General features: G+C 34.3%; 15 protein-coding genes. 3 read left to right on the top strand and 12 right to left on the bottom strand.

Features of this window, described 5'->3' with window-relative positions; all coding sequences use genetic code 11:
• Positions 1-535: 535 nt before the first annotated feature.
• Positions 536-781: a YkuS family protein gene (locus QUF91_RS11160; protein ID WP_285396217.1), complete on the top strand. Its 246-nt coding sequence runs from the start codon at positions 536-538 to the stop codon at positions 779-781.
• A gap of 52 nt (positions 782-833) precedes the next feature.
• Here QUF91_RS11160 and QUF91_RS11155 read toward each other — a convergent pair whose 3' ends face one another.
• Positions 834-1,319, bottom strand: coding sequence for a hypothetical protein (locus QUF91_RS11155; RefSeq protein ID WP_289417811.1), 486 nt, complete (start codon positions 1,317-1,319; stop codon positions 834-836).
• A 363-nt stretch (positions 1,320-1,682) separates the two neighbouring features.
• Between QUF91_RS11155 and QUF91_RS11150 the strand changes: the two genes are divergently transcribed.
• Positions 1,683-2,854, top strand: a protein-coding gene (locus tag QUF91_RS11150) for an IS3 family transposase (protein WP_289417810.1) whose coding sequence is annotated in 2 segments (ribosomal slippage) — positions 1,683-1,944 and positions 1,944-2,854 — 1,173 coding nt in all. Because the reading frame shifts where the segments join, the coding sequence is not laid out codon by codon here.
• A gap of 85 nt (positions 2,855-2,939) precedes the next feature.
• Here the strand turns inward: QUF91_RS11150 and QUF91_RS11145 are convergent.
• From QUF91_RS11145 to QUF91_RS11120, 6 genes are all read right to left on the bottom strand, one after another.
• On the bottom strand, positions 2,940-3,338 hold the full coding sequence (locus QUF91_RS11145; protein ID WP_289417809.1) for a hypothetical protein: 399 nt from the start codon (positions 3,336-3,338) through the stop codon (positions 2,940-2,942).
• A gap of 700 nt (positions 3,339-4,038) precedes the next feature.
• Positions 4,039-4,266, bottom strand: coding sequence for a hypothetical protein (locus QUF91_RS11140; RefSeq protein ID WP_289417808.1), 228 nt, complete (start codon positions 4,264-4,266; stop codon positions 4,039-4,041).
• 200 nt (positions 4,267-4,466) lie between these two features.
• Positions 4,467-5,360 carry a DMT family transporter gene (locus QUF91_RS11135; RefSeq protein WP_289417807.1) on the bottom strand — a complete coding sequence of 298 codons (894 nt, stop codon included), beginning with the start codon at positions 5,358-5,360 and terminating at the stop codon, positions 4,467-4,469.
• A gap of 388 nt (positions 5,361-5,748) precedes the next feature.
• On the bottom strand, positions 5,749-6,576 hold the full coding sequence (locus QUF91_RS11130) for an MBL fold metallo-hydrolase (protein WP_289420056.1): 828 nt from the start codon (positions 6,574-6,576) through the stop codon (positions 5,749-5,751).
• A gap of 566 nt (positions 6,577-7,142) precedes the next feature.
• Entirely contained in the window at positions 7,143-8,078 is a 936-nt protein-coding gene (locus tag QUF91_RS11125) for a PD-(D/E)XK nuclease family protein (RefSeq protein ID WP_289417806.1), read from the bottom strand.
• Between the two features lie 13 nt (positions 8,079-8,091).
• A complete protein-coding gene (locus tag QUF91_RS11120; RefSeq protein ID WP_289417805.1) occupies positions 8,092-8,832 on the bottom strand; it encodes a sulfite exporter TauE/SafE family protein in 741 nt (246 codons plus the stop codon).
• A 90-nt stretch (positions 8,833-8,922) separates the two neighbouring features.
• Here QUF91_RS11120 and QUF91_RS11115 point away from each other — a divergent pair, with 90 nt between their 5' ends.
• Entirely contained in the window at positions 8,923-9,420 is a 498-nt protein-coding gene (locus tag QUF91_RS11115) for a DUF1648 domain-containing protein (protein ID WP_289417804.1), read from the top strand.
• Between the two features lie 130 nt (positions 9,421-9,550).
• On the opposite strand, the gene QUF91_RS11110 is transcribed toward QUF91_RS11115, so the two are convergent.
• The 5 genes from QUF91_RS11110 to QUF91_RS11090 all read right to left on the bottom strand — a co-directional run bounded on the left by QUF91_RS11110 (position 9,551) and on the right by QUF91_RS11090 (position 12,870).
• Entirely contained in the window at positions 9,551-10,411 is an 861-nt protein-coding gene (locus tag QUF91_RS11110; RefSeq protein WP_289417803.1) for a hypothetical protein, read from the bottom strand.
• Positions 10,377-10,895: an RNA polymerase sigma factor gene (locus QUF91_RS11105; protein ID WP_285396208.1), complete on the bottom strand. Its 519-nt coding sequence runs from the start codon at positions 10,893-10,895 to the stop codon at positions 10,377-10,379. The genes QUF91_RS11110 and QUF91_RS11105 overlap by 35 nt, the downstream gene beginning before the upstream one ends.
• A gap of 121 nt (positions 10,896-11,016) precedes the next feature.
• Positions 11,017-11,640 carry a hypothetical protein gene (locus QUF91_RS11100; protein ID WP_285396207.1) on the bottom strand — a complete coding sequence of 208 codons (624 nt, stop codon included), beginning with the start codon at positions 11,638-11,640 and terminating at the stop codon, positions 11,017-11,019.
• A 168-nt stretch (positions 11,641-11,808) separates the two neighbouring features.
• On the bottom strand, positions 11,809-11,994 hold the full coding sequence (locus tag QUF91_RS11095) for a helix-hairpin-helix domain-containing protein (protein ID WP_285396206.1): 186 nt from the start codon (positions 11,992-11,994) through the stop codon (positions 11,809-11,811).
• Between the two features lie 267 nt (positions 11,995-12,261).
• The gene (locus QUF91_RS11090) at positions 12,262-12,870 is read right to left on the bottom strand and encodes a CPBP family intramembrane glutamic endopeptidase (RefSeq protein ID WP_285396205.1); all 609 of its coding nucleotides are present in this window, start codon (positions 12,868-12,870) and stop codon (positions 12,262-12,264) included.
• Positions 12,871-13,231 lie beyond the last annotated feature (361 nt).

Genomic DNA, 13,231 nt, shown 5'->3' with positions numbered 1-13,231 from the left:
AAACAGAAAACGGAGCAATTTTATTATGAGCAATAATTTCTGGTAGTGAGATTTTATCAACACATTTAGTACCTGTAAATTTTTACCAGCAATATGAACCTTGTACTATTGGTATCGCTTTACCTTCTGACAATACCTTAGGCTTGGGTGGTCCCGCATTAAGTAGCATAATAATCCATATAAATGCGATAATAAATAAAATACTTATTATTTTCATCCTAGACTTCCCAAATTGAATCCCCCCTAACCAAGTATTCATAATATTGCTAAACAATTTCGCTGTCATGGAAAAGCATTTTACATTACACCATATTTTGGATCATCACCATAACGTGTAGTTGATTTCCTTTCCAAAGGCATACGGTTTACAAATGTCATCCCCTACTTTTGATGATGATCATATTTAAAATTCAAATTCATGTTATTAATATTATATGTCACTGCTTTGGATATTTATTAATCCCAACAAAAAAGCGTTTTAAGTGAATAAATAGCAATCCTATATGACACATTACATATAGGAGGTGGAAGAATAATGTCTAGAATAATTGGTGTGGAACAATCATTAACAAACGTTGAAGATGCTTTAAAAGCACAAGGTTATGAAGTTATTCAACTTCGTACTGAAGAAGATGCAAAAAAATGTGATGCCTGTGTAATCACTGGGCAGGACAGAGATATTATGGGTATTAGCGATCCTGTTCTGGCAGGGCCTGTTATTGATGCGAATGGTCTTTCTGCTGACGAAGTACTCCAACGTGTCGACAAATATTTCCACTAACAAACAACTAGGTGCTGTTGCTGTAGCTTTTTTGACTATAGAGCAGCACCTTTTAATTTTTTCCGCAAATATGAGAAACCTCCATTTTCAAACTTTCTACAAATTCCTTAATTTGTTCCATTTTCACTATTATACATAGTGCTGGTCCACATTCCGTTGCACTAAAATGATTTTTCTCGCCAGCATCTAAAACAAAAATTAATCTAAAACGAGGCTCATTTTCTTGTCTTTCCTGCTCAGGAATTTGAAAAAGCCCATATCCAGGAACATGATAGGTACCATATTCAGGAATATTATAAATACACAATCCTGGGTCATGAAAATCTAGCATACTTAGATGGATATTATCCATATGCTGTAAATCATCTAACATCTTTAGGAAGTCTCTTTTTAAACAAAGGATTTCCGTATTCACCTCAGGAAAAGCAGGACCATAGCGAAAATCAACGTGAAATTTTACACTCTGATCATTAACTAATTTGATATTTAGTTCAACTTCACAATCAGGTTTACTAGAACAATCTTTTAATATAGCCATAAATAAATCTCCTTTCCACTATAAAATAATTGAGTATATCAGAGCTTTAGTTTGTTCTATATTGTTGGATCGTAATATACACCCCAACTACAAATATGAAGCTCGAATAATACTATCCTTTACAGCATGTCCGTTTCAGTTCCTGTTTTCATAGTATTTGAACTCTAATTTTAACTTGTCACTTTAATTTATTCTTCAAAAAAATCCGTTAAAAAGAATGGTTCAATTCCAACTTCTCTAAATAAGTACTTTATTGGATGGCGGTCCTGAACCACATTACTGATGTTAGTCTAAATAATGGACACAGAGAATTGGGAGTTTATAAAGTATAATAATCTTAACAATTTACTAGGAGTGTCTAAGATGACAAAACGAAAAAGTTATGACAAAGAATTTAAATTAGAGGCAGTACAATTAGTTGAAAGTGGCAAGAGAGTTGCTGAGGTTGCACGTGAGCTGGATCTTGCAGAACAGACATTACACAATTGGGTAAAGAAATTTAGTAAAGATGGCGAAGTTGCATTTGTTGGTAGTGGGAATTTAAAGCCTGAGGATAAGGAAAATAAAGAATTAGAAAAAAGAATACGTGACCTAGAAGAGGAAAATGCCATCTTAAAAAAGGCTATGGGCATCTTTGCGAAAGACCGGAAGTAATTTACAACTTTATTCAACAGCACCGACACGAATTCCGTGTGGCAAAGATGTGCGAAGTATTAGGTGTTTCAAGAAGTGGTTACTACGAGTGGCTGAACCGACCAAAGAGTAATCAAAAAGAACGGAAAGAAAAGTTAACCAGCCAAATAAAACGAGTGTATTTGGACTCAAGAAGAAATTATGGTAGTCCGAAAATTACAAAACAATTGAATTCAGAAGGAGTCTCTGTATCGCAAAAAACAGTATCGCGAATTATGAAAGAAGAAGGCATTCGCTCAAAAACAGTGAAACAATACAAAGCGACGACGAATTCAAAACATAATCTACCAGTATATCCAAATCTATTAGACCAACAATTTAAAGTAGAACGCCCTGGACAAGCGTGGGTAGCTGACATTACGTATATATGGACCAGTGAAGGTTGGCTCTATCTAGCAACGATTATGGAGTTGTTTTCAAGACGAATCATCGGTTGGGCAATGGATGAGAGAATGACAAAGGAATTAGTGATCCTCGCCTTAAAACGAGCAATCAGAACTCAGACTCCAACGCCTGGGCTCATTCATCATTCAGATCGTGGGAGCCAGTATGCGTCGAAGGAATACCAACAAGTGTTACGAACTAACAGAATGATTACAAGTATGAGTAGAAAAGGAAACTGTTACGATAATGCATGTATCGAGTCATTTCATAGCGTCATCAAAAGAGAGTTAGTTTTTCATGAAAAGTATAAAACGAGAGATCAGGCCAAGAAAAGTATCATTGAATACATCGTTAGTTTTTATAACTACAAGCGTATCCATTCTTTTACAAATTATATGTCGCCCATTGCATACGAAAAGCAATATTTCAAAACTTCACAAAAAACTAAGGTCATATAATTAAACCCTTTTAACCTCACAAATAATTTAAGGGTTACGCCCCTTAAATTATTTGTGAGGCGAGCAAGCGATAGCGCGCTTAGATTTAAAGCAAAATCTCAATTTTCCCTGTCCATTTTCTTGACATAGTATCATTACTGTTAGGAATTAAAATTTTTTCTCTTAGTTCTTTAAATATTTCTAAATTGATTTCAGGAAACCATTCTTCATAGCTTAATCCTCTATCTTCTTCAATTAAAATTAAAAAACTTACTATATATTCAAACATATAGGGAAATTCCTTTTCAATATTTTGAAAGTGGTCTATAAATGAACGTAAATAATCCTCAAAATTATAATAATTAGTTATTTTATCTTTATATTTTAACCGTTCTTTTTCTGGTTTAAATACGAAAGTAGACTTACTATACCAATTCCCCAACATTGAAATAAAAATTAATAATGAGTATTTTCTAGTCTCTTTATCTTCATCATTAAAATACATATAGTATTCATCAAAACTATAACTTTTAGCTGTGTCAAAATATCCAATTTCAATTCAATCAATAGTTTCTTTAACTTTTTGAACTATTTTTTTCTCTGTCATATTTTAGTCTCTTTCTTTTTTAAATTTTCATAATAGATACCGAAATGGAATGGAATATTATAAATATTGACTAGGGATTCCCAAAAAACGCTTCTAGTATTTCTCGGCCAAAAAATGAAATAGACAAAAGAATCAATACTAGCAAAATGGCTAAACTACCGAATATTAACGAGAATACTATTCCAACTATTTTATTATTCAATAAAACCCCTCCAGCATTTATGTTCCTCAATAAGAAATCTTTAATCTTCACTGTTAATTTAATAATACCTCAAATTCGATTCATTTGGATAAATATTTCCATTTATCTTAAAAACCAGTTTGTTATTTACAAGTGATCAATTTGACGATTTATATTAAGGTTTCTTTTTGGTCTCCTTCTCCATTGCGTAGATTGGTGCCTTATAACTCACTCCCTATTTTCCTGAATTTCGCTTTATCAATCTTCACAAATGTTTTTTTGAGCTCGATACTTTTGAATAACTTTGACGTTGTACTTCTTCATACACAATCTTATAGTCGTTTTCAAAAATTAATCCTGTCTTTATCAAAGCAAAAAGTCACACCTTGTTAAAAAGATGTGACTTCATACATTAGATTAATCAAATTCTAAAATATTTTGTTCTACTACTACTTTGTAAACATTTTCAACACTAATTAAAATCGATTTATAATTTTCCGTTTCAGTAAATGAGTACCAAGATTTCTCATTGAACTCATTAGAAATTTCTTCTGTAAATGTTTCCTGTTCAATATTATTCTTGATTTTATATTCTTCTTCACGACCTTCGTTAAAGTAAAACTTCACTTTATATTCATACTCCATAAGTAAACACCTCCCATCTACCTTTATCATGGATTACAATTACAAAAAATATGAAGAAAAATAAAAAGCCACACCTAGTTTTGGTATGACATTTTATATAGGTTTTCTCTTTTTGGTCTTCCGCTCCATTTTCTAACTCAATTCCGAGTGTAAATGTCAAAATAACCATGTACATTTTTGCTAGTCTAATCATATACCTCCTAATCAGCAAGCGTATTAATTCTCCTTGGAATTCTAAATCCTAAAGCTATAGCAGCACCTATACAACTAGATAGACATCCTATTATCAAATATATTGAAAGCGGAGATTCACCAATTAGAACTGAAGCAATGCCTCCAATTACCGGAAATAATGCCACCATGTACCCACTTTTTGCGCCGCCAATTCGTTCAACAAGCTTTAAATAAAATAGCCATGCTAGGAAAGATGCTATCAATGTTAAGTACAATAAAGCAGAAATATAAGTTATTGATGTAGGAATCATAATCTTTTGTCCTTGCAGCAATACAATTATTAACATTAAAATACTTCCTACAGTAAAGCCAATTGCATTTGCATAGATTGGATCAATCTTTACTTTGGCATTCCTTGCTGAACTTGCATCTCCAATAGCTGTAAGTATCGTACCTAAAAGAGCAATCATAATGCCTTTTAAATCCTCTAAACCAGAAAAACTACTTAAAGTCGGATAAATTAAAACACATACACCAAATACCCCTAGAACTCCACCAAATATAACACGTGGATGTAGTTCCTCTTTCAAAAAAATTCGAAGAGCTAGTGGAGTCAATATCACTTTCAATGAAAAGATTAATGTTACAATTGCAGCTGAGCTTAAAATTGTTGCGTAATATAAGCATAAATAGCTTAAAGCAAAGTTACAAACACCAAACACAACGATAAATGGTATATCTTTACTTTTCGGTTTCCCTTTTGGTTTAAGAAATAAAACTAGTACAGTAAATAAAATTGCAGTCATAACTAGCCTATAGGTCAACGATAATTCTAAGCTTACTGGTGTTCCTTGAATTTTCACTGCAATAAAATTAAGACCCCATACTATTAAACAAAATACATACATTAGATTTGTCATTAACTATTATCTTCCTTCTGTCAATCGTTATTCTTTAATTACTTCACTTGCAGAATAATAGGAGCTGCGTAGATAGTCAGTATTTCTTTTATAGTAATCTTAAGTAATAATACATTATATTTTTCATTTGGGCAAAATTCCCTGTTGCAATACCATTCGAGTGTCTTCGTCATCACTGCGCACACAATTTTTTAAAATTGCATCTTCTACCATTTTTATTTATCAAGGATTTGCTCAAACTAAACGTACCAATGTAGAAACTGAGAACTAAACCCCAAAGTTCCCAAATATAAATTTAGATAGAAAAAATGCACCTCTAATTCCGGTGCATTTCATACCGAGTGATCTTTTTACTTTTATTTATCTTAATCCGCCCTGTAGAATTAACTTAAGTAGTGAACAGCTTACCCTCTAAAGCATTTATATACCTTACAGCTGAGTTATGAACAGCTTGTTTTGCATCTTTTTTCACAATCCGGAGAAAAGCATCATATATTCGTTCAAAATGTAGATCCTCTACTTGGCTTAAGATTCTTTCCACTGTTTGAACAGGAAGAGGTATAAAATTAGGGAAACTATACATAAATGTTACCCAATTTTGGTCAGCAACTACACGAATGATATCTCCAACTAGTAATATGCCTTTTTGTTGATAACCATTTTTCCATTCTAGTATAGTGGCTCCTTTAAAATGACCACCCATACGATAAAGAGTTAATCCATTCTGTAAAGTAAGAGATTCACCAGACCAAAAAATAATCTTGTCACTAGTTCGTGTAACCCATTCTTTATCATCCTCATGAATATAAATTGGTGCGTTAAAAGTTTCTGCCCACTCAACTTGACTTGAATAATAATGAGGATGAGATAATGCGATGGCATCAATTCCCCCTAACTCCTCTATTTTATCAATCGTTTCTTGATCAATATATGAAATACAATCCCATAACAAATTAAAACCCTGTTCTTGAATTAAATAAGCTGTTTGTCCAATTCCAAATGTTGGACTAGTTGTAATGCTAAACAACCCATTTTCTTCAAGAATAACGTTATTTTTATAAATCTCAGAAGAAATCATTTTGTCCAAAGTTGTCCAAGTTTGCCCATTTACACTAACATATTGTCTTTCTTCTGAACAAATAGTACATTGCTTTGGCTCTTCCATTGAAATTTCATACTGCGCCCCACATGTTTCACAAATATAGTAATTCAAAATTACTCCCCCTTTAAAATCCATGACTTCAATTCATTACACACCTTATTTTACCAACGCGATCCGAAAAATTGTTTACAACTTTAGGATGAATTTCATTATTATGTATTTCATTTTTTATTTGTACTTTCCGTTTGGTATATTACATATTCCGAACAGATATCACGTTTTTTCAAGTCAATAGTGGGGGCTGGGCGGCTCCTTGGCTTCACAGCGTCACAGATGAGACCAAGAAGCAAGCAAATAAAGGAATGGCATCAGATCCTATGATAACGTCTTTATAACGATCATCCTTGGCCCAAGCGGCTCATTGGACACCCCGAGGAAGCTTTGCTATGTGCGAAAGCGAAGCGACAGCTACAAATGTTTTTTCTGTGCGAAAGCGTAGCGACAGCAACAAAGCGCCAAGTCGGAACGGAAATCAACCACATGTTATGGTAAGGATCCAATTTCAAACCAATCCAAGGGCAATTAGGTCACTATAATATAAAGATCACATAAGTACTTATAATCATTAATAATGAAGCAAGTTTGACAATTTATTTTTGGTCTCCTACTTCATTTTTCAATTAATTTTGAGCACACAATTCTTTAAAATTACACCCTTTACAGTGCCATTTTTCATGGGTTTGCTCAAACTCCTCAACGTCTACTGGTTCATTGGCGAAAATATCTGCTTGGTATTTTTTCATTTCCAGCACACTCCGCTGAAACGTATGTAAAATATTATCCATATCAAATGCTGTAAAGGCGTATTTTTTTCGTTTACCAGTCAGTAAATATTCATTATAGACATCAATCTGGTCAAGAGTTACACGATATTTCTGTTGAACATAATAAGCATAGAGCGCTAATTGTTGGCGATCATCATCGGACTCCCCGCCTGTTTTCCAGTCGATAATAATCCACTTGTCTGCCATCTCATCATAATAATGAAAATCCATCACGACGAAAACCTGAACACCCTCAATTTTCATGGAGCGAAATTGTTCAGGCTCGCCGATTCGTAAGGAGCCTTTTTGTGCAGTAATTTGCTGGAACGTTTCACTGTTCAGAAAGTTGTCAAACACAGCCGTCATTCGCTCCTTATAGTCCTGTACAAGTTCAGGATTTAGCTTCCCTTCGTAATAAATTTCCTGCATCATATAAAATTTATTAGGCTTATGCCTCCATAAATCTACATGTCGTGTAGAATCAATAAAAGCTGCATTAAGCTGGCCACGTGCACGATTTACTAGCTCTTCCAATGTCGGCGTTTTGCGGGTTTGTAAATAATCGTTGATCGATTGCTCTATTAAATGATGGACAATTTGCCCAAATAAAATTGGCATAGATTGAAGCTTTTTTAAGCGATAGACATGTTGATGATATGGCTCCACATTATAACTAAGCCAGCCGTTATGAGAAAAATAATATTCATAGCCATATTTTCGCGCACAGCTTGTTAACGTTTTATGACGTGACAGTGACCACGAAAAAGATGGATACGGTGTGATTTCAAACATTGATATCGCCTCCCTATATTTGTTTGATAAAGTCGTACACAAGCTGTAGTATCAACACAATCGTAACAATTCGTAGCAATAGCTTTACTTGATTTGCCTTAACCTTCCTTGCTAGAATAATCCCTATTTGCGCACCAATTACTGAACCAATCATTAAAACGATTGTCATTGACCATTCAATTTTACCTGTTGCAATATACGTAATCGCGGCACCTGAGCACATCGCAAAAACACCAACACGTGACAGACCTACAGCTTTCATATAGGAGATTTTTTCATGTGCATATGTATAAAGTGCCAACGTACTGCTACCAGGACCGAACAACCCATCATAAAACCCTACAGCAAAAAGTATTGGACCATTTTTGCGATTCATTGTAAAGCTTTCCTTTTCTCCAAAATCAGCCCCACCGATAAAGGACATAATAAAAGCAAAGCCTAATAACACAATAGCGATGAGTGTCAATGTTTGACTGCTCATGAACGATGCAAACAGACCACCAAGTGTACCACCTATTAGGGAAACAAGTAATACTGAACGCATTTCTGACCATAACAATTCTTTTCTTTTAAAAATCGTATAGAAACTTGAAAAGGCACTTACCATATTAGAAACTTTATTTGCACCAATCGCTGAATGGACTGGTACCCCCATTAACATCATCGTCGGTAATGTAATTAATCCGCCACCACCAACTAACGTTCCAATAACGTTACCGATGATTCCTATAAGTAAAAACAATAAGTATTCCATACAACCCTTCTTTCTATAACACACATGATGCAATTCATATGATACAGTATAACAGAATAGTATTTTAAAGATGAAAAATGAGGTGAATGAATGCTAGAACAACAAAAAACAACTACACCGCGTTTTTGTAAGCAGCTGACGTTGATTGTCGCAACCATTTATTTAGCTGCCATTACGGCAACGCTTATTCAATACAATAAGCTCCCAAAATCTATACCAGTTTTACAAAGCTTTTCGAGTGAACATGCACAATTCGGACCAAAAATCGCTATTTTTTACTTACCGTTTATTGCCTTAATGCTATTTTTACTTTTACACTACTTAGAAATTAAAGCCGCTTATCCTATTCTACGTAAAAATAAGCCCACTCTATCACATGTACAGCGACAAAATGGGATCATTACCTTTTGTCTGATCAAAAATAGTATTCTACTGTACTTTACATATTCACTTTTCAATGACTTAACAGTTGCTTTAGGTAATAATCGTATTTTACAGCAGTGGCATGCTTATTTATTTTTGGCATTGATATTTTTAATTTTTATCACTGGCATCATTCGAGGAATTTTGTTGAGCAAAAAGGAATAATTAATCAGTAACTAAAGGTACACCCCTCCCTAACGCGCTGCCATGATATATCATTAAAAACACCTTTACATTTGCGATTGTCTATGCAAAAAAGTAAAGGTGTTTTTTCTTGGATTTGATGATAAATCTGTTAATAAAGCATAATAATAACAACAATTGTTGCACTAATAATACTTATTTTGATTGTTTCTACTTTATATATGGAATATGTCTGTACATCTCGTTTTATATAATGCCAAATAATTACACCATATAAAAGCGCCAACATAATCATTAACGGTTTATATAATGGACCGACCCAAGTTGCCCAAGCAAAAACGCCAGATAACATTGTAAGTACAAATACAAACAGCCACCAATTATGCTTAAATGGATTAGATTCTTCTAGATTATGACGTTTATAATAGTACATAGAGAATTTATTTACCACTACTACGATAAGTGGAAGGAAAAACATCCAAGCTATTGTATCTGCAGAATATAACGTTTCAAATACATCATCATACATTTCAGTATTCCCAACAAAAAACTGGCCAGAATCAACATTTAGCATGCCTGTATCTGAAATCTGATAGTGCTCTTCTTCGCGATCTCTAACAACGATTACATCTGTAATATAGTTACCTAACTTTCCATCAGCCTCTTCAACATACTGAGTTAAATCTTCAAAAAAGTTATAAACTATTGTATCTTCAACCTTTTCCGTAGATATATATAAACTCGAACTTCTCGCAAAAAATTTCCCTTCTTTTCCTCCGAAATGCTTATATATTGCTTGGATGGATTGGTCAGCGGTTTGAGGAGGTGAAGAATTTTGTGGAATCATAATAAAAAATAGAGCAATCATGGCAATCGTTAGTAGTAGAACACTCTCTTTCCATAGCGGTAAGTCTTTTTTCCTCTTATGTTGGATGCGTTTATAAATACGGTTTTTTACAGCATGATCCTCCGGTAATTTATTGAGTTTCTTCAGTCGATTGTTTAAATCCAAATTCATCACCTCCAAGTACTTTTTCCAATGCCTTCATAGCATTTCGCTGAGTATTCGCTATTTTCACTGTAGACCATCCTAAAATTTCACTAGTCTCGGCTAAACTTAACTCCTCAATTTTTCTATATATAAGAACCTCTCGATATTCAGGCTTTAATAATTGAATTGCTTCATATAATAGTCGTCGATCCTCAGACTGCATAATCCAATCATGTGGGACATATTGCGTCTCCCGTTTTTCATGTTCTTTTTGAAATGGCAACCATTTAATAAGTGCTTTTTTTCTATAAGTGTCATAGACTAGGTTTCGTGCAATTTTCCTTATGTAAGTGCCTATAGCAGCCTCGTTTCTAAAATGTCCTTTATAAACCCGAATAAATGTTTCCTGCGTTAAATCCTCCGCTAAGCTTGGATCCGAGACCATATAATAAATAAATTGATAAATGCGCTGAAAATATTGTTCATAAAGCTCATCAAACTCCATCTTCTCACCTCTCTTACTTTATTAGACGAATGAGTAAACAAGATTTGTATGATTAATGTAAATTTTCTATGCTAAAAAATAAGCTACTTGACACCAATTAGCATCAAGTAGCCTATATTTATTATAGATCCATTTTCATCTGTTCAAAGGTATGTATTAACACATATTTTTGTACGCCGCGTGCAAAGGCAATGCTTTCTTTCTGATTCTGCTCAAACGCGGCTTCATTCTTCACCTTGTATGCATAAACCGCTTCAATCGCTGGCTGCATCCATTGCTGTGTAAGCTGATCGCTTCGCATATCTGCTGTTCGTCCTTCAAGCGCAGCGATATAACATTTTGCATAGCTTGTTAAAGGCTCTTTATTTATTTTATCAGCTGCATCTTTTGCTTCCTCTAAATTCTCTTCCATGATCGCCTTTAAAAATTTACAGTTATACTTCATGGCTGGCTGCTTATATTTTTCAATGGCTGTTTCTAATGAGTGCAGCTGATCTTCCCTTGTACCATAAGCAGCAGCGAAAAGATAGGCAAAAAAAGGATCATTTTTACGATCTTTTACTAGCTTATCTACCAACTTCATATCATTTGTTCGAAATAAAATATGTATATGTCTATAAATCATTGCGATCAGAATAAAGGCAATAATGCCGAGCGAAATGAATAGACGAACCCCAGCTAGTGATAGCGCCATTGCAACCAAAATAACGACCAAATAAAATAGGGTTAGTTTTGTAATTTTCATAATTCCTCCTACTGTAGTTTCCTTCGCATCTTTCGAGAAAAAATAAAGCCTGCCCCCAGGAAAAATACAAGTGCCATAAACTTCATGATAGGAATAATAAATAGCTTACTAATAAGGAACACAACAAAAATATAATAGACGACCATTACCAGCAAAAATAATGTCAGCTTATTCACTGTGCTTCCTACTTTCATTCAGTGCTGTTTCAATGGCCGCCAGCGCTTTCGGTCCCATACCATGTAAATTTTTTAATGTTGAAAGATCAACCTTTTCCAATTGCTCTAATTGTGTATACCCCGCCGCATTTAATGCACGTATAGCAGGCTTCGCTACACCCTTTGGCCATTCCGTCATTTATGCTCGTCCCTTCTTTTTTCGTCTATTTAGGATCTCTGTTCCTATAATACCTATTAATAGTATAATTAGTGAGGCGACATGATAATCAACGAAAAAAGTTGTAATGCTATATTATAATAACTGCATATTGCGGTAAGAATACGCCCTCCCAGCAAAATAAAACCAACAAATAAGCATCCTTTTACAATGTGCTCCATCAATTTCATTCAAACACCTCTAAGCTATTATGCAATCGAAAACAATTTAATGCAAATTAGTCAGTCTTTAGAGCATATTAAACATTGCCATAACAGAGGCAAATAGATTAGCAATGCCATGTACGCTCCAGCTTGTTAAAATAGAGCCATTGGATTTTCGTTCATTGATCCAGCCCATTAAATAACCTGCAAATCCAGTTGCCATAACAACTAACACAACACCTCCAAAAGGAATAAAAGAAAACAGCATCCACCCATGTATAGTGCCAAATAGTAAACTTTGCATGATATTCCCTATTTGAAAACCAAACCTATGCATGAATCTCTTCATTAAAAAACCTCGGAAAAACAGCTCCTCCGATAACCCTGTTTGGACAATTGCATAGAACAGTGCTGGTACGAGCGCTGAAAAGCCAAGTCCTATAAAACGATTTGACGCTAAGATTGAACTATCTAGGTAGAAATAGGTAATTGTAGCAAGTGGAACGACTAATAAAACAATAATGACTAAAAACCATACAAAATAATTACCCTTACTTTCAATGACAGGCTTCTTGATGCCGAGCCATGCTAAAAATGATTGTTCCTTTTTCCCTGAGAAAAACCACCAAATAAACGGTATAACTGAAAATAAAATGACCTGAATAATTGCACTTATTGCACTTTCCATAACCATGATTTTGCCTCCTGTTTATGAAGTTTTCCATGAAGAATGTCTAGAGCTAGTAGTAGATGCTTTTGTGCCAGTTGATGTTACAGTTGCTACGGTGACTCCGGCTTTTCGACGGGTGACGTTCCGGTTCCGCCGCTAACTTACGCTTTTCCGCCGGTAAACTCTCCAGTTCCGCCGCTAACTTACGCTTTTCCGCCGGTAAACATTCCGATTCCGCCGCTAACTCATGTTTTCCCGCCGATTTATGTTCGAAAATCGCGGGTAGTCAATATTTCTTTCATTCTTCATGTTAAGCATATTAAATAGCAGATATAAAATCAAGATTAATTTAATGATAATCGTTAAATATTTATTTTTTATAATT

Origin of the sequence: Lysinibacillus sp. G4S2 (assembly GCF_030348505.1) — a bacterium.
In the GTDB taxonomy this organism is placed as follows: Bacteria; Bacillota; Bacilli; order Bacillales_A; family Planococcaceae; genus Lysinibacillus.
This window is presented reverse-complemented; position numbering and strand designations above follow the sequence as displayed.